The sequence below is a fragment of the Pseudomonas sp. Z3-6 genome (genome assembly GCF_051131985.1).
Lineage (GTDB): Bacteria > Pseudomonadota > Gammaproteobacteria > Pseudomonadales > Pseudomonadaceae > Aquipseudomonas > Aquipseudomonas zanjanensis.
Map to the genome: position 1 here is coordinate 4,439,658 of NZ_CP071644.1, position 24,304 is coordinate 4,463,961.

18 protein-coding genes are annotated in these 24,304 nt (G+C 60.0%); 13 read left to right on the forward strand and 5 right to left on the reverse strand.

Annotated features, from left to right (window positions below; translation table 11 throughout):
* Positions 1-38 precede the first annotated feature (38 nt).
* The gene (locus J3P88_RS19115; protein WP_434570988.1) at positions 39-6,923 is read right to left on the reverse strand and encodes an NEL-type E3 ubiquitin ligase domain-containing protein; all 6,885 of its coding nucleotides are present in this window, start codon (positions 6,921-6,923) and stop codon (positions 39-41) included.
* A 171-nt stretch (positions 6,924-7,094) separates the two neighbouring features.
* On the opposite strand from J3P88_RS19115, the gene J3P88_RS19120 reads away from it, so the two are divergent.
* The 3 genes from J3P88_RS19120 to J3P88_RS19130 all read left to right on the forward strand — a co-directional run bounded on the left by J3P88_RS19120 (position 7,095) and on the right by J3P88_RS19130 (position 9,992).
* Positions 7,095-7,313 carry a DUF2970 domain-containing protein gene (locus J3P88_RS19120; protein WP_092255470.1) on the forward strand — a complete coding sequence of 73 codons (219 nt, stop codon included), beginning with the start codon at positions 7,095-7,097 and terminating at the stop codon, positions 7,311-7,313.
* 542 nt (positions 7,314-7,855) lie between these two features.
* Positions 7,856-9,514: a nitrite/sulfite reductase gene (locus J3P88_RS19125; RefSeq protein ID WP_434570990.1), complete on the forward strand. Its 1,659-nt coding sequence runs from the start codon at positions 7,856-7,858 to the stop codon at positions 9,512-9,514.
* A complete protein-coding gene (locus tag J3P88_RS19130) occupies positions 9,498-9,992 on the forward strand; it encodes a DUF934 domain-containing protein (protein ID WP_123413203.1) in 495 nt (164 codons plus the stop codon). The genes J3P88_RS19125 and J3P88_RS19130 overlap by 17 nt, the downstream gene beginning before the upstream one ends.
* 210 nt (positions 9,993-10,202) lie before the next feature.
* Here J3P88_RS19130 and sohB read toward each other — a convergent pair whose 3' ends face one another.
* Positions 10,203-11,234, reverse strand: a complete 1,032-nt coding sequence (sohB, locus tag J3P88_RS19135; protein WP_186706673.1) for a protease SohB — start codon at positions 11,232-11,234, stop codon at positions 10,203-10,205.
* Positions 11,235-11,460: 226 nt separating this feature from the next.
* On the opposite strand from sohB, the gene J3P88_RS19140 reads away from it, so the two are divergent.
* The 4 genes from J3P88_RS19140 (at position 11,461) to J3P88_RS19155 (ending at position 15,602) form a co-directional block, all read left to right on the forward strand.
* Positions 11,461-12,171 (forward strand): histidine phosphatase family protein, encoded by a 711-nt coding sequence (locus J3P88_RS19140; protein WP_434570993.1) that lies wholly within the window; start codon positions 11,461-11,463, stop codon positions 12,169-12,171.
* A 51-nt stretch (positions 12,172-12,222) separates the two neighbouring features.
* Positions 12,223-12,537: an SCP2 sterol-binding domain-containing protein gene (locus J3P88_RS19145; protein ID WP_186706671.1), complete on the forward strand. Its 315-nt coding sequence runs from the start codon at positions 12,223-12,225 to the stop codon at positions 12,535-12,537.
* Positions 12,538-12,751: 214 nt separating this feature from the next.
* Positions 12,752-14,470, forward strand: coding sequence for a hydrogenase maturation protein (locus tag J3P88_RS19150; RefSeq protein WP_434570995.1), 1,719 nt, complete (start codon positions 12,752-12,754; stop codon positions 14,468-14,470).
* A 268-nt stretch (positions 14,471-14,738) separates the two neighbouring features.
* Positions 14,739-15,602: a LysR family transcriptional regulator gene (locus J3P88_RS19155; protein ID WP_434576548.1), complete on the forward strand. Its 864-nt coding sequence runs from the start codon at positions 14,739-14,741 to the stop codon at positions 15,600-15,602.
* 150 nt (positions 15,603-15,752) lie between these two features.
* Here J3P88_RS19155 and J3P88_RS19160 read toward each other — a convergent pair whose 3' ends face one another.
* Entirely contained in the window at positions 15,753-15,995 is a 243-nt protein-coding gene (locus J3P88_RS19160) for a YdcH family protein (protein WP_186731019.1), read from the reverse strand.
* Positions 15,996-16,212: 217 nt separating this feature from the next.
* Between J3P88_RS19160 and J3P88_RS19165 the strand changes: the two genes are divergently transcribed.
* Entirely contained in the window at positions 16,213-16,734 is a 522-nt protein-coding gene (locus J3P88_RS19165) for a DUF4142 domain-containing protein (RefSeq protein WP_434570997.1), read from the forward strand.
* A 98-nt stretch (positions 16,735-16,832) separates the two neighbouring features.
* On the opposite strand, the gene J3P88_RS19170 is transcribed toward J3P88_RS19165, so the two are convergent.
* Positions 16,833-17,618 carry a pyrroline-5-carboxylate reductase family protein gene (locus tag J3P88_RS19170; RefSeq protein ID WP_434570999.1) on the reverse strand — a complete coding sequence of 262 codons (786 nt, stop codon included), beginning with the start codon at positions 17,616-17,618 and terminating at the stop codon, positions 16,833-16,835.
* The gene (locus J3P88_RS19175) at positions 17,608-18,312 is read right to left on the reverse strand and encodes a TetR/AcrR family transcriptional regulator (RefSeq protein ID WP_186706666.1); all 705 of its coding nucleotides are present in this window, start codon (positions 18,310-18,312) and stop codon (positions 17,608-17,610) included. The genes J3P88_RS19170 and J3P88_RS19175 overlap by 11 nt, the downstream gene beginning before the upstream one ends.
* A 454-nt stretch (positions 18,313-18,766) precedes the next feature.
* Here J3P88_RS19175 and choW point away from each other — a divergent pair, with 454 nt between their 5' ends.
* From choW to J3P88_RS19200, 5 genes are all read left to right on the forward strand, one after another.
* Positions 18,767-19,615, forward strand: a complete 849-nt coding sequence (choW, locus tag J3P88_RS19180; protein WP_434576551.1) for a choline ABC transporter permease subunit — start codon at positions 18,767-18,769, stop codon at positions 19,613-19,615.
* Positions 19,612-20,835 (forward strand): choline ABC transporter ATP-binding protein, encoded by a 1,224-nt coding sequence (gene choV / locus J3P88_RS19185; RefSeq protein ID WP_434571001.1) that lies wholly within the window; start codon positions 19,612-19,614, stop codon positions 20,833-20,835. Before choW ends, choV begins: the two co-directional genes overlap by 4 nt.
* 64 nt (positions 20,836-20,899) lie before the next feature.
* Positions 20,900-22,156, forward strand: a complete 1,257-nt coding sequence (locus J3P88_RS19190) for an aromatic ring-hydroxylating oxygenase subunit alpha (RefSeq protein ID WP_434571003.1) — start codon at positions 20,900-20,902, stop codon at positions 22,154-22,156.
* Positions 22,157-22,165: 9 nt separating this feature from the next.
* Positions 22,166-23,302, forward strand: a complete 1,137-nt coding sequence (locus J3P88_RS19195) for an FAD-binding oxidoreductase (RefSeq protein WP_434571005.1) — start codon at positions 22,166-22,168, stop codon at positions 23,300-23,302.
* Positions 23,303-23,385: 83 nt separating this feature from the next.
* Entirely contained in the window at positions 23,386-24,300 is a 915-nt protein-coding gene (locus J3P88_RS19200; RefSeq protein WP_434571007.1) for a LysR substrate-binding domain-containing protein, read from the forward strand.
* Positions 24,301-24,304 lie beyond the last annotated feature (4 nt).

Genomic DNA, 24,304 nt, shown 5'->3' on the forward strand with positions numbered 1-24,304 from the left:
GGCATCGACAGATCGGCCTCTGTATCCCCAACAGCACATCAGTTGCGGTGGGACGGTCCGGGTTGGGGTGATCGATTACCGAACTGATCCGCTCCAGGCACGATGCTTCGCAAATCCTTCAACTCTCTTCGCGTCAGCTCAACCAGTTTGTCCGTGCGCAGGGCATCGATCGTTCTTCCCAACGCGTTGAGTTCCAAGTTGTACTGCTGCGTATCGATTCCGCCGTCAGCCCGGCGATCCTCCAATGCGTCCAGGAGTTCGTGGCGCCTGGTGGCGACAGCATTGGCGATGTCGCTCATCTGTTCTGGATGTCGCTCCTGCAGGTAGCTCGTCCAGTAGTCACGCGACGTCATGCTCACCAATAGCGCATCGCTGCGCTCTGCCTCAAGAATCGAGTTGCGCGTGCGCGCCGCCAGTTCTCCAGCGATCGGTGCGCCAAAAGCCATATGCGTAGGCTGCCCCGGCAAATCAATGCCGTCGCCCCATCCGCTCGTCAGGCCAATGCGATAACGCAGGCGTATTTCCGCCCGATCCCTGCCTTGACCAGCCGCTTCGGCCAACGTCTCGACCCGCTCCAGTCGGAACAACTGCCGCGACAAGCGCAGCAATGCCTGGCCCTTGAGCATAGGGCGGTCCAATGGAATATCACGCAAGCATTGAAAGACAAACACTCGGACTTCCAGCTCGCTGAACGTCAAGATGCGGCCATCGATGCAGGTCCCGTGGGTTTCGGCTACCCGAAACAGCAACTGGCGCAGCTCGCTGTTTTCGCTGGCAGCTTCCATGACGTTCCATACCCGTCGCGTCAGTTCTGCCCGGTTAAATCTGAAATCGAACGTGTCTGCCAACAGACCCAACAATTGGAAGAAGCGCTCGTGATCATTTTCTTCGGCCAACTGCGTCCAGATTCTTTGCCGAACCGTGACCTGCTCACCGTCAGCCCCCACCAGCCAGGGTGCCAACGCCTCGGTCGACGCATCGCCCGAAGGATCGAGAAGGGGTTCGACCGGAGCGACTGCGGCATGGATATCGTTACGGACATTGCCGCCTGCGCCGCCATCGGAGTCGTCATCAAAATCGGACATGTCGCCTTGCGGCGCCTCTGACAGGGCTATCAGGCCATCGATTTCGTCTCGGGAAAAACCCAAGACTTCCTCGCGGTCGCTCCGTTCAAGGTAATCCCTGAGTTCATAAAACACTTCGGGGGAAAGGTATTCGTTATCGTTGAGATCCATTCCGTCCAGCAGTCTCTGGTGAGTGACCTCCAGCAGCCCCGCCGGAAGATCCGTAAACTCGTTGCCGCTCAAGTTCAGCTCCTCCAGCGCTGGGGCATCCAATAGATGGCTGGGCCAGTTTCCGATTTCGTTATAGCTGAGATCCAGCGCTTCGATCTGGCCAAAATCGGGAGGATCGAACGTATCCAGTCTATTCATGGAAAGGTTAAGCGAACGCAGGCGGCCGTGAGTCAATAACGGGTAAGCCGCCGCGGGGGGCAAGTTGTTATAACCGAGCCCCAGGTGCTCCAATTGCTCCATTTGCAAGACAGCATTCGGTACGGCGCTCAGTCCATTGCCGCCCAGGTCCAATCGGTTCAGATGGGGAAAAGCGCCCAGGAAACCGTTTGAACCTTGTTCAGTCAACAGGACTCCTGACAGGTCCAGCGTCGTCACGCCAGGAAATGGCTCAATCAGTTCAGGCAAGTCGCCCAGTTGCAGGCCATGCAGACTGAGTGTTTGTCCTGCCCCACTGTGGCGTATCAGTCCCTCTTGCCAAACCTCACGGATGCTCTTGGCCGCCAGCGCGCGGCTTTGCGCGGAAACGGTGCCCCCTGCGACTCGGACTTCTCTGGTGAAGAGCCAGTCATTCAACCGACGAATCAGCGAGACACACGATTGGTGCCACTGGCTGACCTGGTCGTCGATCTGCGTCTCGGTTCTCCCGTTTTCACGCCATTGCCCGAGCTTCAGGGCTGCCTGTTCCCGGGTCAGGATCGGATCCAGCCGCTGCAGGCGCAGTTCGCGCCCCGCATCCCCCTCGACCACGGCCAACGCCTCGGGCGGCGGTAATAGAAGTTGAGCGATCGACCAGCTTGTTTCCGTCGGCGGGAATTGATCCGGTACAGACTCCTTGGCAAATCGGGCCAATGCCCCATGGGGAAGCCCTCTTGCATCTTCGACTCGCTGATGTGCCGCACTCAAGGCTGCCTCGCCATCAGGGCTGGAGAGGTTACCGTCCAAATGGGTCTTTAACAGGACTTCATCATTGGACAGCACGGTTGGCGGGAATGACTGCAGTTGGTTATCCCGCAAGTCAAGCCAGGAAAGCTGCGTCAGGTTCTCGGCACCGGTTGGCCAAGCTCGCAACCGGGTGGCTTTGAGGCCCAGTGCCTTGAGCCGGGTCAAGGCACTGACATCAAGACTCTCGAGCGGGTTGTTTTCCAGATTCAGTTGCTCAAGCATCGTCAACCCATTGAACTGCGCCTGAACAGTGGGAGTGACGAGCAGGTTGTTGTTGCGCATATCGAGTTGCGTCAAGGCTGGCAAGTCTTCGGCGTCGAAAGGCAGCTCGGTGAAGCCGTTGCCGCTTATTTCCAATGTTCGCGTACCGCTGAATGCCCTGAAAAAGTTGCGCGCCTGCTGGGAGGAAACATCCAGCGATCCCAAGCGCAGCGTTTCTACGTGGGAAAAGCTTGCGGGCGGCAACGCTGGAAGCGCCGCAAACTTCTTACCGGGAAGAGCAGACCCGGGAACCGGCAGCTCAAACAAAGAGCCGCCTGCGGTCGGCAAACCCAGGCGTTGGCGTACAGCGCTGCGCCAGCTGCCTCGCAACGCTCGAAACAACAGACCTCCGCTCTCCCACCACACTTGGGAAAGCATGGCGTATGACAAATCTTCCGCTCCCGTCGGCTCAAAAAACTGCGCAAAGATTCCATCGTGTTCCGCCCTGAGTGCTTCTACAGCAGCAAATCGTTCCTGAGGAGTATTGGAGGCACTGTCAAACGTCACGGGCAGGCGCCCGAAAGACTCGGCCTCCCCGACCAGCGAGCGCAATTGCCCGCGACAGTAGCCGTCCACCATTTGATCCACGTCCACCAAATGGCCGAACGCTCCCGAGTATTCACTGACGTACCGGTAGGCGCGCGAGAACGCTTGCGGAGTCAGCTCTGACCAATTCAGCGATAGCCCGGCCCACAACTTTTCGTGCCCTTCGAATAGTGCATCCGGCAACGTACGTATCGATGTGCGCGCCAGGTCCAGACGTTCGAGCCGGGGAAGACGCTGCACGTATTCAGGCCATTGCGATAACGTTTGAGGCGCCTCGATTTTCAACGTACGCAAACGGCTCAATGGTGTCAGGTCAAGGTTGTGCATGGCGGTCTGATCGAAACCTGAGTAATCGATGTGCAGCACCTCCAGCGAAGTCAGGGAAGAGAGCCTTTGTGGAAAACTCTCGGCCAGCGAGACAGCGGCGCTGGAGAACCGCAAGTGGGTGAGTCCTGGCATCTGGCTCACCGCGTGCGGCAGGGTAGTCAACGGTGGGTGCCCGAAGGACAGATCGAGGAATCCGGATTCCCTGAGGCCAATCTCCAATTTCGTGATCCCAGGGAAAAGTGCCAGGAAGGCATCCGCATTGGCGTCTGTCATGCCGCCGCCGATCACCGACAATTCCCGTACATGCGCAAAATGGGTGGCTATTGGGGGCAGCGGCACCTCACAGGAAAGCACCAGCCGCGCGCCTTCGGGGGATTCTTCCGCTAACGGGCGATTGCGCCAACAGTCCCTGAGCGCCTGGGTAAATCGATATCTGTGAACCTCGGCCGGGCTGCCCACCGTCTCGTCCAGCCATCGTTCAAGCGTGCCATCGAGCAACTCCCATTCGCGCTGGCGCGTTTGCAGTTCCAAATAGATCTGCCGTTCTGTCTTGCCCCGTTGTTGCCTGATGAACGCCTCGGCTTGCTGTTCGCTGGGATAAAGCGCCTCCACCCGCGCTTCAATGGAAGGGTGCATTCCCCTGCCCCGGCCGCTCGCGTAATACCCCTTGAGCGTTGCGCTCACGCGAACCGGTGGCTTGAAGCGCTTGGCGGGGGTTTCAAGCAGCTGTGTCATATCCCCACGATGCAAGTAGGCGTAATCGATGATCATGCGTTGCAGCTCGGGGCCTTGAGCATCTGGAAGCCCCAGTGCGGAACTCGCGCCATCGGGCAAAGCATGCAGGATCGCGTCGTAGAAGCTGCCGCCCCGCCAGGACACGCTATCAAAGACTTCCCCAAGCTCGTTGAATGCGTAGTAGCGAGGTCCGTTTTTGATCAGGTACGTTTTCTCAGGCGCACTCTTGTCGCCGATGCTTTCAAGCAACGCACCCGTGTTGCTTCCCTCGCGCACTTCCAGACGCAGCGTACTCTGCCAGCCTGGTAGTCTTTCCAGGGCGTGCAATGCCAGGCGTCGACTGTCAGCCGAAACGATGTTGTCGCTGTGCAATCCCGCATACGCACGAACCTGGCGTCCTTGCCGTGCGTACCAGCGAGCCTCTTCCAGCATGTTCAGCGGCGCACGTCGCCTTGCATCGAGACGGGCAAGATCCGCAACGCTACCGTGGGCGATAACCTCCTGGGCGGCGGCCTCGCTGAGGCCGGGACACTCACGCTGCAAAATCCTGACGCGACCGTCGACAGGTTCCGTGCCCTTGTAGAGGCTTTCGAAAATCCGCTGCCGGGAGAACGTTCCCAATCCTGCTGGATCTTGTGACGGGGCAATCACCTTACCTGCCTCGGCGTCCGCCTTGAACAGGCGCATCGCATCCCTCAACTCAGGAGGTGGCATTGCATTGTCCATATGCATTTTACGCAGCGCGTTGTCGCTGACGCCGCTGACATCGGCGAGCCTGAGCAGCATCTCATCCGAAAACGCGGCGGTCTCATGGCCCATGCGCCTGAGCAGCGTCAGGCGATCCCAAGTCATTGGCCGCTCCAATGAATGCCGCCAGGCTCCGGTGCCGTTATGCTCGAGGATGGGTTGATACGCCGCAGCGTCCGTCGGATGCTTGATGCGCCATTTGTGGATCGACTCATCGAAAAACTGCTCGTAGACCTTTCCCTGCAGACGGATGCAGGTCATCCCACCCACTACGTATTGTCCTTGAGCATTCGGAGCGTTCGTGTCGGAGAGCGTTACTTGGCTTTCATAGCGCCTCAGGTCCGGCTTCCACAGGCGGGTTTCGCCATTGGGCAAGGTCACGGACTCAAGGTGCTCGATCACGGGTTCGGGCTTGATTGCGGCGAACTTGCCGACCGCGGCGCCCACACCGGCCATCACGCCCATCAACGCCAGATTTTGCGCGAGATCGATCAAGTGAGCCCTGGCTGCCCGTTTGTCGCCCTCACCCCACTCGACTGCGCCTTCAAGAGTTTCGTATAACAGCTGTCCCGCCATGACCACCATCATGGCCTCGCCAAACACCGGAATGAACATGGACAAAACGTTCACGGTGTTGAGCCCTATTTGCAATAGGCTGGCCAGTTTCTCTTGCCTGGTCTTGGCGTCGACATCCTCCGTGGGGACCGCATGACTGCGCGCATCGGCCAGCACCTTTTCACGGTGTTGCTCATAGAGGTACTGCCACGGATCAAGGTTATCGGCCCACAACGTTCGGCCTTTCTGCGGCCACGTCGAAGGGGCGATGTAGGGATCTGGCTCGCGCGTTGCCTTTGAGGGGTCGGGAGGAATACCGGGGAGGTGAATCATCAGCGAAGAGGGCATCAAGGGTTCGAAAATACCCATCCATGGCGCAGGCAATTGGAGGCTGGGCAGGCCGTCCGCTTCCTGGATGAATTGGCTGAAGTAATAAGGCTGTTTGCCGTAGGGCACGAATCGACTGAAAAAACGCTGATAAGGTGTCGGGGCAATATTCTGCGATTGCCCGGTATCGGGCGTGGTGAGCAATTGCTTGAAGCGTGTTTCAAGCTGGTCGCCATCGTAACGCTTCAGCGGATGCTCAGGGTCATGGGGCACGTAGAGGATCACTTCATCGCTGTAGCGATGAAGTTCACAAATCGAAAACGCAACACAACCCACCAGTCTCTGTTTCATCAGGGACAGGTCTTCGAACCAGACCGGCTTCCCGCCGATCCAAGGGTCATTTTCACCCTCGATGACCGAAAGGATCATCGCGTGATCCCCTGGCTCGATATCCCCTGCCAACACTGCTTGCTCGGCTGCGGCCCTCATCGCAGCTTTCTGGCTGGCAATGAAGCGCTGGCGAAGCGCCGTTTCGGTCGCCGCGTCAGCCGGGTAGAAAAATGACTTGAGGTAGGCTTGGTATTTCGCGCCAATATCCAGGGTGCGGCACAGGGTGAGGAATTGACCGACCGACACGTTCAACGCCACGGGCGCAAAAGTGCCAGGCGTGTCCGTCGCTACGACAAATCCTGACGTTTCATGATAGGCGCCGTGCTCGCATTCCCAACTTTCGAAGTTGTGCAGCGCAACTTGCAGCATGGGCAACCTGAACAATGTGAACGAAGAAATCTCCACCTTGACCACGGTTGTTTCCCAGGGCCGTGTCAGGTGCAGCAAAGTCTTGTCGACATCCACCTCTGTCTCGAACTGATCTTTCAGTGCCTGGATCAACAGCGGCCTGGCGAACGTGTCGATGTCCAGGAACGAGGACAGGGTTGTGTCCAGTTGATTCTGCGCTACGACACTTTGCTTGAAGCAGGCATCCACGACCTTGCGCTGCTCTGGCGAAGCGTTCGCATACCAGGCCGGCATCTGCGTTGCGACTTGCCTTATCGCCTGCCTGCGTTGCGTCGAAGCCTCTATCAGCCATGCAGGCATGGCAGCTTTCAGGAAGTCCGCGTGCAGACTTTCCGTGGCTTGCGGTTTTGACTGTGCTTTTTCCGGGTTCTGTATGGGATCCGTCGGCATACATCGCTCCTTTGAATGAAGCGACAGCAGACCAGCTCGACTAACCGCACTGGCGGTACATAGTTATAGGCCCTTGGAAACTTGCGTAACGAATGGCAAAAGCAATCGAATTCATCCACACAGGCGCGGCTTGACTATGCTTGGAGCGACGCGACTTTCAACGAGGGATTTATGGACGATCCAGTGGACAACAAACCGCCAACCCTGCTTCAGATGATGCACAGCGTGCTGGCTGCGGCCTTCGGCGTGCAAAGCGGCAAGAACCGCGCCCGGGATTTCACCCACGGCAAGCCGAGCCACTTCGTGATATTGGGGATCACGTTCACGGTGATCTTCGCCTTGACGTTGTTTGGCATCGTCAAGCTGGTGGTGCATCTGGCGGGGCTATAACAGCTACCAACACAACACATAACCCTGTGGGAGCGAGCCTGCTCGCGAAAGCGGTGTGTCAGTCAACACATAGTCGACTGAACCACCGCTTTCGCGAGCAGGCTCGCTCCCACATTGAGTTGTGTGTTGGATTGAAATTACTGATGACTGACCCAGAACACCGCCGTGCCCACCACCAGGATAATCAGGAACAAAATGGCCCAGGCATCAACGGTACTGTCGCTTTTCCTTGCTTTGGTCGGATTGCTCATTGCATCGCCTCTTGTCGGTTTTGTAGGTGATTGCATAGGGACTCGACCACAGTTAAGACGATGATTGCCCGTACGACAAATGTGGGTTAGGCAATAATCAGTCTCATTAGTCGATTTGGTTCTTTACATATACTCAAACATCACTTTTGCGCATAACTCAAAACAGGTATCTTGCACCGGCTCCTCTAGGAGTGCGCGGCCGTGCGCGCAGAATTGCCGAGGCAGAACCCGATTCCAGCGAGCCAACATGCAGCTGTTTCTGATCGGCCCAAGCCTGAGACCGAGACTTATATGTACGTATATGACGAGTACGATCAGCGAATCATCGAGGACCGCGTCAAGCAGTTCCGTGATCAGACCCGACGCTATCTGGCAGGCGAGCTGAGCGAAGAAGAATTCCGCCCTCTGCGCCTGCAGAATGGCCTGTATATCCAGCGCTTCGCCCCGATGCTGCGCGTGGCTGTGCCTTATGGCCAGTTGACCTCGCGCCAGGTGCGCAAGCTGGCGCAGATTGCCCGCGACTACGACAAGGGCTATGCCCACATCAGTACCCGGCAGAACGTCCAGTACAACTGGCCGGCCCTGGAAGACGTGCCTGAGATCCTGGCCGAACTGGCCACCGTGCAGATGCACGCGATCCAGACCAGCGGCAACTGCCTGCGCAACGTCACCACCGACCAGTTCGCCGGTGTCGCGGCCGACGAGTTGATCGACCCGCGGCCGTGGTGCGAAATCGTTCGCCAGTGGACGACGTTCCACCCGGAATTCGCCTACCTGCCGCGCAAGTTCAAGATCGCCATCAACGGCTCGACCTCGGACCGTGCGGCCATCGAAGTCCATGACATCGGCCTGGAGACGGTCTACAACGCCGCCGGCGAGCTGGGCTTCCGTGTGCTGGTGGGCGGCGGCCTGGGGCGTACCCCGGTGGTCGGCGCCTTCATCAACGAGTTCCTGCCGTGGCAGGACCTGCTGAGCTACCTCGACGCCATCCTGCGGGTGTACAACCGTTATGGCCGTCGCGACAACAAGTACAAGGCGCGGATCAAGATCCTGGTCAAGGCCCTGACGCCGGAAGTGTTCGCCGAGAAGGTCGAGGCCGAGATGGCTCACCTGCGTGGCGGCCAGACCACCCTGACCGAAGCCGAAGTGCATCGCGTCGCCAAGCACTTCGTCGACCCGCAGTACAAGACGCTGGCCAATCAGGACGCCGAACTGGCTGCCCTCGACAAGGAACACCCGGGGTTCGCTCGCTGGCGCACCCGCAACACCCTGGCCCACAAGAAGCCGGGTTATGTCGCGGTGACCTTGTCCCTGAAACCAACCGGCGTCGCACCGGGCGACATCACCGACAAGCAACTGGACGCCGTTGCCGACCTGGCCGAGCGCTACAGCTTCGGCCAACTGCGCACGTCCCACGAGCAGAACATCATCCTGGCAGACGTTGAACAGAGCCAGTTGTTCACCTTGTGGGGCGAGCTGCGTGAGCAAGGTTTCGCCACCCCGAACATCGGCCTGCTGACCGACATGATCTGCTGCCCGGGCGGCGATTTCTGCTCCCTGGCCAACGCCAAGTCGATCCCTATCGCCGAATCGATCCAGCGCCGTTTCGACGACCTGGACTACCTGTTCGACATCGGCGAGCTGGACCTGAACATTTCCGGTTGCATGAACGCCTGTGGTCACCACCACGTCGGCCACATCGGCATCCTGGGCGTGGACAAGAAAGGCGAAGAGTTCTACCAGGTCTCCCTGGGCGGCAGCGGTAGCCGCGACGCCAGCCTGGGCAAGATCCTCGGCCCGTCGTTTGCCCAGGACGACATGCCTGACGTGATCGAGAAGCTGATCGACGTGTACATCGAACAACGTACCCCGGACGAACGTTTCATCGACACTTACCAACGTATTGGCATCGACCTCTTCAAGGAACGCGTCTATGCAGCGAATCATTAAGAACAACGAGGTCATCGACGAAACCTGGCACCTGCTGCCCAAGGACGCGAGTTTCGATGGCATCTCCAACTGTGACGACCTGATCGTGCCCCTGGCCCTGTGGCGCGATCATGCCCATGCCCTCAAGGCCCGCGACGGCGGCTTGGGTGTGTGGCTGGACGCCGACGAGGAAGCCGAGGAAATCGGTGATGATGCCAACCAGTTGCAGGTCATCGCCCTGAACTTCCCGGCCTTCACCGACGGGCGCAGCTACTCCAACGCCCGCCTGCTGCGTGACCGCTATGGTTTCAAGGGTGAACTGCGGGCCATTGGCGACGTACTGCGCGACCAGTTGTTCTACATGCGCCGTTGCGGTTTCGACGCCTTCGCCTTGCGCGCGGACAAAGACCCCTATGAAGCCCTCGAAAGCCTCAAGGATTTCTCGGTGACCTACCAGGCCGCCACTGACGAACCGCTGCCGCTGTTCCGTCGTCGCTGAAACCTGATACACAAAAAAGCCCTGATCCGGATGTACCGGTTCAGGGCTTTTTTTGTTGATGGATGATCGATGCCCAGCCCACCCCCGAACCACTGTGGGAGCGGGCTTGCTCGCGAAGGCGGTGTGTCTGGACAGAGGATGTTGGATGTGCCGCCGCTTTCGCGAGCAAGCCCGCTCCCACAGAGTTTAGTGTGAACATCCTCTGCCGAATTACCAGAACCGTTGCTGGGTCAGGCGGCTCCACCAACTGAGCAGCACACGATCCACCGAACCGCTGGCGGCCATGCCGATGCGTTCCTGCAGGCTTTTTCGTTCGGCGTAGTGCAGGTGGTACAGCTCGGCACCCTTGGCCCGTTCGGCCAGGTACTCGTCGCTGGTTTTCAGCTCGTCCACCAAGCGCTTGTCCAGCGCCGCGACACCCAGCCAGACTTCACCTGTCGCCACTTCATCGATGGCCAATTGCGGACGATAGTTGGACACGAAGTTCTTGAACAGCTCATGGGTGATGTCCAAGTCTTCCTGGAACTTCTCCCGGCCCTTCTCGGTATTTTCGCCGAACACGGTCAACGTGCGTTTGTATTCGCCGGCCGTCAACACTTCGAAATCGATGTCGTGTTTCTTCAGCAGACGGTTGACGTTGGGCAATTGCGCGACGACGCCGATGGAACCCAGGATCGCGAAGGGCGCGCTGATGATCTTCTCGCCGATGCACGCCATCATGTAGCCGCCGCTGGCCGCGACCTTGTCGATACAGACGGTCAGCGGCACGCCGGCCTGACGGATCCGCGCCAGTTGCGACGAGGCCAGGCCGTAGCTGTGGACCATGCCGCCGCCGCTTTCCAGGCGCAATACCACTTCATCCTTCGGCGTCGCCAGGGTCAGCAATGCGGTAATTTCGTGACGCAGGCTCTCGGTGGCCGAGGCCTTGATGTCACCGTCGAAGTCCAGCACGAACACTCGGGGCTTGGTCGCCGGCTTGTCCTTGTTTTTCTTCCCGGCCTTTTCAGCCTTGCCTTCGGCCTTGCGCAGCGTCTTGAGCTGATCCTTGTCCAGCAGCGTCTGTTCCAGGCGCTCGCGCAGCCCCTTGTAGAAATCGTTGAGTTTGCTCACCTGCAACTGGCCGGCCGACTTGCGCCGCCCCTTGCTGCGCAGCGCAGCAAAACTGGCCAGCACCACCAGGATGGCGATCACCAGCGTCACGGTCTTGGCCAGGAAACCGGCGTATTCGATGAAAAACTCCACAGCAACTCCTTAAATGCAATGCGCCACTGAACGCAGGCGCGTAACGGTCCCAGCATACCCATGCGCCTGCGTCGCGACCAGCCAAGAAACCTATGGTTACCTTGACGCGAGCGCGACAGGGCAAGGCTGCAACAGGCATTTCAAACAAGCGTATGTTTTTTCATTGACAGCTCACCGCCATCCCCATAACCTCGCCAAACCTTCAACGTACCGGGATGACGCGGACGTGGGCAGTATCTATCTGATTCGACATGGCCAGGCCTCCTTTGGTGCGGACGACTACGATGTCCTCTCGCCCAATGGCGTACGCCAGGCGCAAGTGCTCGGCGGCCACCTCGCCGAGCTTGGTGTCGTATTCGATCGCTGCCTCTCGGGGGACCTGCGTCGCCAACAGGATACCGCCGTCGGCGCGCTGGGCCAGATGTCTGCCGCCGGCCTGCCGGTCCCCGAGCTGGAAATCGACGCCGCGTTCAACGAGTTCGACGCCGACGCGGTCATTCGTGCCCTGTTGCCAGACATGCTCCCCGAGGAGCCCGAGGCGCTGCATATCCTGCGCAACGCTGCGCAGAACCGCGCCGAGTTCCAGCGCATCTTTGCGCTGATCGTCGAACGCTGGCTCAGCGGCCGGTATGACCCGCCAGGCCTGGAAAGCTGGCTGGGTTTCGTCGAACGGGTCCAGGCGGGCCTGCAGCGCATCCTGGAACAAGCCGACAACAGCCACAAGATCGCCGTGTTCACCTCCGGCGGCACCATCACCGCCCTGCTCCACCTGATCACCCGGATACCGGCCCGACAGGCCTTCGAACTGAACTGGCAAATCGTCAACACCTCGCTCAACCACCTGAAATTCAGGGGCCGCGAGGTGGCCCTGGCTTCCTTCAACAGCCATGCCCACCTGCAACTGTTGAAGGCCCCGGACCTCATCACCTTTCGCTGAGTCCGGATTACTGTAGACCCTTGCTGTACCACCCAAATAAGGATCGAAACCATGACCTCCGTAGCCGACGCCGTACAAGCCATGAAAGCCAAGTTCAACCCTGCCGCTGCTGCCGGCCTGGACCTGGTATTCGGTTTCCGCATCGACGATACCAAGCATTTCTCGCTGGTCGTCAAGGACAGCACCTGCGAACTGTTGGAAGGTGAAAACCCGGACGCCCAGGTGACCCTGGTGATGGACGCCGAAACCCTGGAAGGCATCGTCGACGGCAGCACCGACGGCATGCAAGCGTTCATGGGCGGCAAGCTGCGCACCGAAGGCGACATGATGCTGGCCATGAAACTGTCCGAGCTGTTCCCGGCCTGAGATTGAGTTCGCCCTCTTCGCGAACCTTTCGATTGCAAACGAATCCCGCCCCCGTGGCGGGATTCGTGTTTCTGCCTCCCTGATTTCCCACCGCACACAACCTTGATCCCTGTCAGTTCCCGCTTCACCTGCAACCGCTAACGTAACGCTTCCATCAAGGCCAGGGACGGCTCATCGGCAGCCTGCGCCTGCGCATCTCAAGGAAGAGAGATTCATGCCTCCACTGAAAATCGTTCTGCTGTCCAGCGCCTTCAACGGCCTGACCCAACGCGCCTGGCTGGACCTGCGCGAGGCTGGCTATCGCCCCAGCGTGGTGCTGTTCACCGATGCGGCCTCGGTCTGCCGGCAAATCGAAGAAAGCGACGCCGACCTGGTGATCTGCCCGTTTCTCAAGGACCGTGTACCCAAGCAATTGTGGCGCAACCCACGACGCCCGGTGGTGATCATCCATCCGGGCATTGTTGGTGATCGCGGTGCCAGTGCCCTGGACTGGGCGATCACCCGGCAGCTCGATCGCTGGGGCGTCACCGCCTTGCAGGCGGTGGAGGAAATGGACGCAGGCCCCATCTGGGCCACTCGCGAATTCGACCTGCCCAAGGGCCTGCGCAAATCCGAGCTGTATAACGGCCCGGTCAGCGACGCGGCCATTCATTGCATCCGCGAGGTGGTGAAAAAACACCGCGACGGTTTCGCCCCGGTACCGCTGGACTATGGCCGCCCTGACGTGATCGGGCGCTTGCAACCGAACATGACCCAGGATGATCGCAGCTTCAGCTGGCACGACAGCAGCGTTTTCATCCAGCGCTGCATCGACGCCGCGGACGGTCAACCCGGTGTGCTCGCCAGCCTGGCCGGCGAACAATTCTACCTGTACGACGCCCATCTGGATGTTCGCCATGGCCTGCCCGGCGAACTGTTGGCCGTGCGTGACGATGCAGTGCTGGTGGCAACAGGGGACGCGAGCCTGTGGATCGGCGCCCTGCGCCGCAAACCGCAACCCGGCGAACAGACTTTCAAACGCCCGGCGCGCCATGTCCTGTCGAACCGCCTCGAAGGCGTCCCGGTGCTTGACAGTTCCCTGGCCCGGCAACCGTTCAGCGACGAGCCTTATCAACCCATTCGCTACCGCGAATGCGGCCATGTGGGGGAGCTGACGTTCGAGTTCTACAACGGGGCGATGAGCACGGAGCAATGCCAGCGCCTGGTGGCGGCACTGCGCTGGGCCAAATCCCGGGACACCCAAGTGCTGTTGATTCGTGGTGGACGCGGCAGCTTTTCCAACGGCGTGCACCTGAACGTGATCCAGGCCGCCGCCGAACCCGGCCTGGAAGCCTGGGCCAACATCCGGGCCATCGACGACGTCTGCCTGGAGTTGTTCAGCGCCCGGCAACTGGTGGTCAGCGGCCTGACGGGAAACGCCGGGGCCGGTGGCGTGATGCTGGCGCTGGCCGCCGATATCGTGCTGGCGCGCCACGACATCGTGCTCAATCCCCACTACGCGACCATGGGCTTGTACGGCTCCGAATACTGGACCTACAGCCTGCCCCGCGCGGTGGGTCCGGACATGGCCTGGAAACTCACCCAGGACTGCCTGCCCATCAGCGCCCTGGAGGCATTGCGCTACGGCATGGTCCAGGAGATCGGCCCGCGTTGCCCCGACGAGTTCGGCCTGTGGCTGCTGCAACGGGCCAACCGCGCACTGCTCGATCCGGCCTACGAAAGCATCCGGGTGCGCAAGGCCGAACGCAGCCTGACGGCGATCCAGGCCTGTCGCGATGACGAACTCGCACAAATGCGCCGCGACATGGTGGACGATCGCCACGGCTTCGCCGACAAGTGCCGTCGTTTCGTCTTCAAGCACAAGGCCTGCCGTACACCCGAACGCCTGGTCGCACCTTGGGCACGGGCGGCACAACCCCAAGCCGTCGAATAACAGCCGGCTTCGAGACCATACTGCTCACTCAAGAACAACGATGCCCCTGTGGCGAGGGAGCTTGCTCCCGCTGGGCTGTGGGAGCAAAGCTTGCTCGCGAAACAGACGCCTCGATTCCGCGAGACCGCATCGCCTCCATCGCGGGCGAGCCTTGCTCCCACACAGCGGGAGCAAGCTCCTTCGCCACAGATCAGGCATGAACAGTACGAAGGTATCGGGAAGGCCTGGCAGCTCTTACAATGCCCGCTTCCCCCGCATCGGCCTGACCATGGACATCGACCTCGCCCGCACCTTCCTGGAAATCGTCCGCCACGGCAGTCTCGCCGCAGCGGCCGAGAAGCTGCATGTGACCCAGACGGCGATCACCGCCCGGGTCCAGAAGCTCGAAAGCCAGCTCGGCTGCGCGCTGTTCGTGCGCAACCGCGCCGGCGCGCGCTTGACCACCGACGGCGAGGCCTTCGTGGTCTACGCCAACCAGCTCGTGCAAACCTGGGAAGCGGCCCGCCGGGACCTGCCATTGCCCGAGGGCTATCGCAACGTCTTGCACCTGGGTGGCGAGGTCAGCCTGTGCAACCCGTTGATGCTGGCCTGGGCTGGAGCACTGCGCGAGAAAATTCCCGGCCATGCCTTGCGCATGGACATCCGCGACGGCGAAAAGCTGCTGCAGCAATTGGAACTGGGGCTGCTGGATGCGGCGGTGGTCTATCAACCCGAATACTGGCCGCGCTTGCAAGTGGAACAATTGCTGGAAGAAAAACTCATCCTGGTGCGCCTGGCCGCCCGTCCCGACCCCTACGTGTACATCGATTGGAGTGCGGATTTCCGACGCCAACACGACACCGCGCTACCGGACAAGGCCAAGGCCGCGGTGACCTTCAACCTCGGTCCCCTGGCCCTGCAATACATCCTCGAAAATGGTGGCAGCGGCTACTTCCGCACACGGGTCGTGCAGAGCTACCTGGACAGCGGCATCCTGGAGCGGGTGCCCAAGGCGCCGGAGTTCAACTACCCGACCTACCTGGTGTACTCCAGGGACCGGGATTCGGCGGCGTTGCAGCAGGCGTTCGAAGTGCTGCGGGAGATCGTCAGGACTGGCAGCGACTGGTCGCAGCGCTGGGATCCGTTGACCTGAGGGTTGTGTTGCGCCTGCCTGACATGAGGCCTGTGGTGGCCAGAGAGATTGCTCCCGCTCGATGCGCAGCGCTCACGAGATCCAGGGGCTGCTACGCAGCCCAGCGGGAGCAAGCTCCCTCGCCACAAAAGTCCTCACAAGCAGTCGGCGCTATGGCTCGCTCTTCATGTGAGCCATGATCTCGTCCTTGATCAGCAATCGCTTCTTCTTGAGCGTCTCCAGGACTTCGTCGGGCAGCACGGCGGAGGATGGCTTCTCGGCGTCGACCACTTCGGCATCCAGTTCGGAGTATTTTTGAAGTAATGAGTCGAGCCTTGGATTCTCGGCCCGTCTTTGCTTGATGTGGTCTTTTGTGCAGTTGAGATCCTGGCACAAATCGTGGGACACCGGCATGGAACACCTCCTTTGATGGATCGGTGGCAGGCGTCCTTTCGACGCCCATCGATTATCAGGATGGCCTCGTCGACGGGGTTCTGTCGACCGCCAATCCGACCAGCGGTGACCGTTCGTCGTACCGTCGCGCATTGCGATCAAACCTTTGCCAACGCACCGCTCTCCATTGATCAGTGACCACAAGAATCACTTGTACAACCTGTGTGGAGACTTACCTATGGACAGATTTACCCTGCGTCAACTCGGCCTGGCAGTTGCCCTGAGTACCAGCATGGGCATGGCATGGGCCGCGACTTCAAATGACTTTGTCGACAACGCGGCGGCCGGTGGCATTGCGGAAATCGAAACCAGCAAGCTGGCCTTGCAAAAAAGCCAATCGGCGGACATCAAGGCGTTCGCCAACAAGATGATCACCGACCATACCAAGGCCAATGAAGAGCTGAAGGCGCTGGCTCAGAAACATGACATCCAGGTACCCGACGACACCACGTTGATGAAAAAAGCCAAGGCGAAGATTCTCGACGTGCGCGATGAGTCTTTTGATCCAGCCTTCGCCAACAACCAGGTCAAGGCCCACGAAGAAACCATCGAACTGTTCAAGAAAGAAGCCAACACCGTTACCGACGACAAGAAAGCTGGCAGTACCGAACTCAAGGCGTTCGCCCAGAAGATGCTGCCGGACCTGCAACATCACCTGGATGAAGCCAAGAAACTTCAGGCTGCTCACCCAAGCAAGTAACGGCAAGCCCGTCCCTTGAGCCGCCATAGGGCTCGCTCAAGAAAAAACGGCGCTTCTTCCAATAGAGGAAGGCGCCGTTTTTGTATCTCGAATTCTTATCAGGCCTGAAGCCCCTTGCGAGCCACCGCGGCACCGGCCTGCAACGCCCTCCCCACCTGCTCTTCGAAATCCCCCTGGCTCATCACCTGCAAGGCTGCGGCCGTAACGCCCCGATAAGCCACCAAGGCGTCGATCATCTGCTGGGGGTCACGATTGGCCAACAGTTGACTGCTGTTGACCACGACATTTTTTGCGGCCATCTGCGCGATGTCGCCAGGTATGCCGGCCAGCATTGCCTGACGGGCCAGGGCCGTCATCAGCAAGGCCGGAAAAGCCGGGCCGGTGCCCGAGAGCGCAGAGAGGTAATCGATGAAGTCCTCTTGCTGGACTTCTGCCGCGGTGCCTACGCATTCGAACACACGCTGCACCAGGTTTTTCGTTGCCGCTCCTACCCCGGTCGAACAATACCAAGGCGTAAAGGACTGCTCGATTTCCACCGCCGCGTTGGGCATCGCCCGCACGATCGCTGAAGCTGACGTCTGCGCTGCAATCATCTGGGCCGTAATCCCGGCCATCAATGAAATCACGATTTTGCCCGTCGCATCGATGCCCAGGCTGGCGAAATGCTCGGGGCGCACCGCGATGATCACGACGTCGCTGCGATCCACCAACCGTTGGTTGTCCGTGACCAGGCGAGCGCCTTGCTCAGCCAACGGATGGTTGCCGGAGCGATTGGAAATGATCAGGTTCCCCGCCGGCACCAGTCCCTTGGCCAGGACCGCCCTGGCAATCGCGCCACCCAACCAGCCGGTGCCGCCAATGATCCCCAAGGTTTTATTGATCATCGGCATTGCCTTCGAAAGTGTCCGTCAACGGAACGAAGACCCCGGGCTCTTTTTCGGCATAGCCGAACTTCCCGTAGAAACGATCCAGCTCACGCTGCTTGGGGACCTTGCCGGTAAAAATGCTCACGTAATGCGGGATGCGCTGGAAGCGCACGGTGATCAGCTCAGTGGTGTTCATGGTGATGTAGCCGATCTGCGTCAGGTAGATCGTTCGGGCCCGTGCATCAGCGCCTTGAGTGTCGTAGCCGAAGCGCTTGAACATGCTCGCCAGGGCATTCATGCGCTGCTCGTCCACCACCGCCACCTCCTGGGCCACTTCAGCGGACTGAAGCGCCCAACTGCGCACGGCGAATTCGAATTGCGAGTCGAACAATTGCGGATTGAGCCAGCACTCGAACACATTCAGGATCGCCTCGGAAATGCTTTCGGCATAGCTTTCACTTTGCCGTATGAGTCCCCCTGTATTGGTCTCCCGCCAACGCGACAGCAACGCCGCCAGCAATTGCTCGCGATCCTCGAAAAACCAGTAGAAGCTGGTGCGTGACAAGCCCAGGCGCTTGGCCAGCGGCATGACCCGCACCGCATCGATGCCAGACTCCTTGAGGGCCTCATAGGCCGCTTCCAGCCAACCCTCCGGCGAGCCCCGCCAGCCTGCGTCCTGGGCCTTGCCACGTGCCTTTCCTACCTGGGGCATCCTGCTTACCTTCTTCAATCATGCGTAGCGCGAATGTACTTGGATGACCGCTGAATGTACACCCAAGTACATTTAATCGACTTTTTTGGCCCAGAAGTGGCGAATCATTGATGATAAAAACTCATGAGGCACTGATTTAAAATGGTTTGTCAGCCAAAGGCACCTGGATAACTATCTCCCATAGGCAACGGACTCCAAACCAAAACAACAACGAGCCGCCATTATGAATCTTGCAGTGCACTCCTTTGGAAAACCCTCGACATCCGGCCAAAGAAAGCCGGGGCGACTGGCGTTGTCACACGCTTCTTCTGTTACCCCTTCCCTGCCCAACCTTCGATAACTGCTGACGCGACGCCTCGCGCAGTCGTTTTGCGTTGCCTGCGAACCTGGCACGCGAAGCGGCGCCCGGGCGGTTGCTGGCATGCGGTTTCTTTCCATCAACCGGATCAGTGATATGTGGATGACACAAGAGAAGCTTCCCCTGGGCGAACACATCGCCCGGTATGTCGAATGGTTGACTCAACATGGCGCCGGTATTTTCGACGCCATCTCGCTGTCGCTGTCGGGTGTGATCACCGCGTTTACCACCGCACTCCTGTGGTTCAACCCCTTGGCGTTGATCGCTGTTTTCGCCCTGCTCGCCTACTACATCCAACGCAAGGTGAGCCTCACCCTCTTTGTCACCTTCGCCTTCCTGCTGATCTTCAACCTCGGTTACTGGCAGGAGACCATGGAAACCCTCGCCCAAGTGACCTTCGCCACACTCGTTTGCGTGGTCATCGGTGTACCGCTGGGCATTGTTGCCGCGCACAAACCGATGTTCTACACACTGATGCGTCCGGTACTCGATCTGATGCAGACCGTACCGACCTTCGTTTACCTCATTCCTACGCTGACACTCTTCGGTCTGGGTGTGGTCCCGGGCCTGATCTCAACGGTGGTATTCGCCATCGCCGCCCCCATTCGCCTGACCTACCTGGGCATCCGCGATGTCCCGGAAGAACTGATGGATGCCGGCAAGGCCTTCGGCTGTTCGCGCCGCCAATTATTGGCGCGCATCGAACTGCCCCACGCCATGCCCAGCATCGCCGCCGGCATCACCCAAAGCATCATGCTGTCACTGTCCATGGTGGTGATCGCCGCCCTCGTGGGCGCCGACGGGCTTGGCAAGCCGGTGGTCAATGCGCTGAACACCGCCGATATCTCGATGGGTTTCGAAGCGGGTCTTGCCATCGTGCTGCTGGCGATCACGCTCGACCGCATCTGCAAGCAACGTGAAACCCTGAAAAGAGGTGACGTATGAGCATCATCCGTTTTGAAGACGTCGACGTCATCTTCGCCGCTCGCCCGAAACCTGCCCTGGATCTGCTCGACCAAGGCTTTTCCCGTCCGGAGATTCTTCAGAAAACCGGTTTGATCGTCGGCGTGGAGAAAGCCAACCTGGCGATCAACAAAGGTGAGATCTGCGTGCTGATGGGCCTGTCCGGCTCCGGCAAGTCCAGCCTGCTGCGCTGCATCAACGGGCTGAACACCGTCAGTCGCGGCAAACTGTTCGTCGAACACCAAGGCCGGCAGATCGACATCGCCGTTTGCACCCCCGCCGAGCTGAAAATGATGCGCACCCAACGCATCGCCATGGTGTTCCAGAAGTTCGCCCTGATGCCCTGGCTGACAGTGCGCGAGAACATCAGCTTCGGCCTGGAAATGCAGGGCCGCCCGGAAAAGGAACGGCGCAAGCTGGTGGATGAAAAACTCGAGCTGGTGGGCTTGACCCAATGGCGCAATAAAAAACCCCATGAGCTGTCCGGCGGCATGCAGCAACGGGTCGGCCTGGCCCGCGCCCTGGCGATGGACGCCGACATCCTGCTGATGGACGAACCCTTCTCCGCCCTCGACCCACTGATCCGCCAAGGCTTGCAGGATGAGTTGCTCGACCTGCAGCGCAAGCTGCACAAGACCATCGTGTTCGTCAGCCATGACCTGGACGAAGCCCTGAAGCTGGGCACGCGCATCGCCATCATGAAAGACGGCAAGATCATCCAGTACAGCAAGCCTGAAGAGATCGTACTGAACCCGGCCGACGACTACGTGCGCAACTTCGTCGCCCACACCAATCCGTTGAATGTGCTGTGCGCGAAAAGCTTGATGACCCCGCTGGGCCAGTGCGTTTTCGCCCGCGACGAATATTGCCTGGATACGGCTCGAAACCTGTGGATGGTGGTCACTGCGCAGCGTCATTTGAGCAGCGTGCGAAAAGGCGCCACGACCGCACACGTCCAATCCTGGAATCCGACCCAGGCAATCGGGACCTTGGCTCGGCAACCGACGTGCGTGCCGCCGACCACTACCATGCGCGACGCCCTGCAGATCCGCTACGAAACCGGCCACCCCCTCATCGTGCAGGAACAGGCCGGTACCGTCCTGGGCATCGTGGGCGACGGTGAACTGTATCGGGCACTGCTGGGGCATAACCTGTCGCGGCCCGTGCCTTCCGCCCCCCTAAAAGAATTTTCGCTGGCTTGATGCGCCAGTCAACGGCTTTGCCCCCACCGCCACTACCCCGTTTGAGTTTGAGCGAGATCGGAAAATGACCCTTAATACCTTGAAAACCCATCGTGCACTTCTGACCGACCGCACTCCCGGTCATGGCATGCCGGGTGGTTTGTTTGGTCGCCAGGATGTTTTTGAAACCGACGTCGAGATCTTTTTCACCCAGCATTGGATTCTGGTGGGGGTCACCAGCGACGTCCCCGAACCCGGTGATGTCTCCACCCTCGATATCGGCAAGTCATCCATCCTCCTGGTGCGCGACGATGACGAGCAGGTGCAGGCCTTTCGCAATGTCTGCCGGCACCGCGGGGCTCGCTTGAAGCAGGCCGGCAAGTCGACGGTGGGCATGCTGGTCTGCCCCTACCACCAGTGGACGTACGACCTCGACGGTAGCCTGAAACATGCAGCGCACATGGGGCAGGCCTTCGACCCAAAGTGCAAAAGCCTGATTCCCGTGCACACTCGGGTTATCGGCACCCATGTCTTCGTCTGCCTGGGCGACGAACCGCCAGAAGACATCCAGTACCTCGATCAGGTCATGACACCGCGTTTCGCTCAATATGACATCGCCCGTTCAAAAATCGCCTTCGAATCGGAAATCATCGAGAACGGCAATTGGAAACTGGTGATCGAGAATAACCGCGAGTGTTATCACTGCGCAGCCACTCACCCGGAATTGACCGCCTCGTTCCTGCCCGAAGATTTCGGTTTCTGCACCGATGGCCTGGGGGAGGACTCACTCCAGGCGCTGGCGGAGTATCACCGCCGCAATGCCGAGACCAAGGCCAACTGGGAGCGCGAAGGTTATATCTGCGAGGCCGTCGAACATCTAGGTGAAAACGCCGTGACCCAGTTCCGCTCGCAGCGGCTGGCCATTGCCGGCAACGGCGAATCCCAGACCCTGGACACCCGTGTGGCGTGCACCCGGCTGTTCGGCGACCTCACTCGCCGCGACTTGGGCGACATGCATTTCTGGACCCACAACTCGTGGACCCATGTCATGAGCGACCACGCCGTGGTTTCCTACATCATTCCGTTGGCGCCCGACAAGACCCTGGTGCGCAGCAAATGGCTGGTCCATGCCGACGCGGTCGAAGGCGTCGACTACCACTTGGATAAGCTGACCGAAGTCTGGGTCGCGACCAACCTGCAGGACGCCAGCCTCGTCGGCATCACCCACAGCGGCACCCAGGATCCGGCCTACACGCCCGGGCCGTTCTCGGCCTTTACCGAAACCTATGTCGACCAGTTCTCGCGCTGGTACGCGGCGCGCCTCGCCGCCCACGGCGTGTGAGGAATGAACATGACGACTTACGAACACCTGACGCGCCCTGGAAACGCCAGCGCGGTCCAGCGTTTCACTGACCCGACCACCTGGGGCACGTTCGGTGCGCAGTGGCACAGCGGCGAGCAGAAAACCCTGCAATGCTGCGCCGTGCGCCAGGAGACCCACGATGTCAGGACGTTCATTTTTCGCTGTGCCGACTTCAGCGCCCTGAGTTTCGAGCCCGGTCAATTCATCACGATCTCGCCGGTCATTGGCGGGCAAACCATTGCCCGCTGCTACACCCTGTCGTCCTCCCCGACCCGGCCCTTTGCCTTTTCCATCACCGTCAAGCGCGTACCGGGGGGCGTGGTGTCGAACTGGCTGCATGACAACCTCAAGCCCGGCGATAGCCTGAAGGCGTCCGGCCCAGCGGGCAGCTTTACGCCGGTCGGCCATCCGGCCAACAAGTTGTTGTACCTGTCCGCCGGCTCCGGCGTGACGCCGTTGATGTCGATGACCCGGGCCGCCTGCGACATGGCTGGCAACCTCGATATCGTATTCGTGCACAGCGCCCGCACGCCCACCGACATCATCTTCCATGGGGAATTGACGCACATGCAGGCAGCCATGCCGGGGCTGCGGGTCATCAGTATTTGCGAAGGGCTTGGCGACACCACGCAATGGCAGCAACCGATAGGCCGGCTCGACTTGTCGTTGCTGAGCCAGCAAGTGCCGGACTACAAGGAGCGGGAGATCTTCACCTGTGGTCCCCAGGGGTACATGGAAGCGGTCAAGTCGCTGCTCAGGGAAGCGGCGTTCGATTTCGCCCACTACCATCAGGAAAGCTTCGACATTGCCGCACTGAATGAGCAACCGTTGCTTGAGCAGGCCGCTTCGCTCGATCAACCAGCCGAGTTCACGGTGACCCTGTCGCGCTCCGGCAAGACATTCAGCATGCCGGCCAATCAGACCGTGCTGTCCGCCGCCAAGAAAGCCGGCGCCATCGTGCCCTCCTCCTGCAGCCAGGGCGTGTGTGGTACCTGCAAGACCGCCCTGCTCCAGGGCACGGTGGACATGAACCACAACGGCGGCATCCGGCAGCGGGAAATCGACAAGGGCCTGCGTTTGCTGTGCTGCAGCAAGCCCACTTCCGACCTGGTCCTTGATCTTTAGCCGTTCCTCGCTAATTAGGTAGTCACTGCACGCCGGCTTCTGCACAATCTCTGTGCGCCTAACACTGATAAGACTGAAGCCTGATGAAACTGCAACCCTTGCCGCCCCTCAACAGCCTGGTGGCGTTCGAGGCCGCCGCCCGCCACTTGAGCTTCACCATGGCGGCACGGGAACTGAACGTCACCCAAGGCGCCATCAGCCGCCAGGTACGCTTGCTCGAAGATTACCTGGGCACGGCGCTGTTCACCCGCACGACCCGGGAGATCAACCTCACCGCCACCGGCAGCCAGTATTACGAAAGCGTGCGCGACACGCTGCTGCACATCGCCCAGGCCACCGCGGGCATACGCCATTGGCAAGGTGCGCAGCAAGTCACGGTGGTCACCAGCACGGCGATGGCGTCGCTATGGCTGCTGCCGCTGGTGTCGCAGTTCCAGCGCCAGAACGAGGAGATTGACCTGCGCATCATCGCGACGGATCAAGTCAGTGATTTTTCCCGGCTCGACTGTGACCTGGCGCTGTATTACTGCAGCACGCCGCCAACCAACATGAAAGTCACACCGCTGTTCAACGAAGAGATTTTCCCGGTGTGCAGCCCCGCTTATCTGGCGCAACACCCGGAAATCGAGACACTGGAGCAATTGGGTGGATGCACCTGGTTGTGGCTGGAAGACCAGCACAGTGACTGGATTGGCTGGAAAGAATGGTTCCAGCGCCTTGGCTACCCAGCGCCAGAACCTCGACGGCGCATCAATATCAACAGCTACGCCATGCTGATCCAATCGGCCCTGGCTGGCCAAGGGATCGCCCTGGCGTGGTCGGGCCTGCTCAGCAATCACCTGCAAACCGGCAACCTGGTGCGGCCAACGCACGCCATCCTGCGCACCGACGCGCAGTTCTGCCTGCTGGAACCCCAAGGCCGGGCCCCGAACAGACAAAGCGTCAACCGCTTCCGCCAGTGGCTGATGGCCCATCTGGCAGAAACGGTCGACGCTTGATGGG

Excerpts from the sequence above, each read along its gene's own strand:
- choV (WP_434571001.1), top strand. The coding sequence starts at position 19,612 with ATGAGCATCATCCGTTTTGAAGACGTCGACGTCATCTTCGCCGCTCGC.
- J3P88_RS19125 (WP_434570990.1), top strand. The coding sequence starts at position 7,856 with ATGTACGTATATGACGAGTACGATCAGCGAATCATCGAGGACCGCGTC.
- J3P88_RS19165 (WP_434570997.1), top strand. The coding sequence starts at position 16,213 with ATGGACAGATTTACCCTGCGTCAACTCGGCCTGGCAGTTGCCCTGAGT.
- J3P88_RS19115 (WP_434570988.1), bottom strand. The coding sequence starts at position 6,923 with ATGCCGACGGATCCCATACAGAACCCGGAAAAAGCACAGTCAAAACCG.
- choW (WP_434576551.1), top strand. The coding sequence starts at position 18,767 with ATGTGGATGACACAAGAGAAGCTTCCCCTGGGCGAACACATCGCCCGG.
- J3P88_RS19155 (WP_434576548.1), top strand. The coding sequence starts at position 14,739 with ATGGACATCGACCTCGCCCGCACCTTCCTGGAAATCGTCCGCCACGGC.
- J3P88_RS19200 (WP_434571007.1), top strand. The coding sequence starts at position 23,386 with ATGAAACTGCAACCCTTGCCGCCCCTCAACAGCCTGGTGGCGTTCGAG.
- J3P88_RS19120 (WP_092255470.1), top strand. The coding sequence starts at position 7,095 with ATGGACGATCCAGTGGACAACAAACCGCCAACCCTGCTTCAGATGATG.
- J3P88_RS19175 (WP_186706666.1), bottom strand. The coding sequence starts at position 18,312 with ATGCCCCAGGTAGGAAAGGCACGTGGCAAGGCCCAGGACGCAGGCTGG.
- J3P88_RS19195 (WP_434571005.1), top strand. The coding sequence starts at position 22,166 with ATGACGACTTACGAACACCTGACGCGCCCTGGAAACGCCAGCGCGGTC.
- J3P88_RS19190 (WP_434571003.1), top strand. The coding sequence starts at position 20,900 with ATGACCCTTAATACCTTGAAAACCCATCGTGCACTTCTGACCGACCGC.
- J3P88_RS19150 (WP_434570995.1), top strand. The coding sequence starts at position 12,752 with ATGCCTCCACTGAAAATCGTTCTGCTGTCCAGCGCCTTCAACGGCCTG.
- J3P88_RS19145 (WP_186706671.1), top strand. The coding sequence starts at position 12,223 with ATGACCTCCGTAGCCGACGCCGTACAAGCCATGAAAGCCAAGTTCAAC.
- J3P88_RS19170 (WP_434570999.1), bottom strand. The coding sequence starts at position 17,618 with ATGATCAATAAAACCTTGGGGATCATTGGCGGCACCGGCTGGTTGGGT.
- J3P88_RS19130 (WP_123413203.1), top strand. The coding sequence starts at position 9,498 with ATGCAGCGAATCATTAAGAACAACGAGGTCATCGACGAAACCTGGCAC.
- J3P88_RS19160 (WP_186731019.1), bottom strand. The coding sequence starts at position 15,995 with ATGCCGGTGTCCCACGATTTGTGCCAGGATCTCAACTGCACAAAAGAC.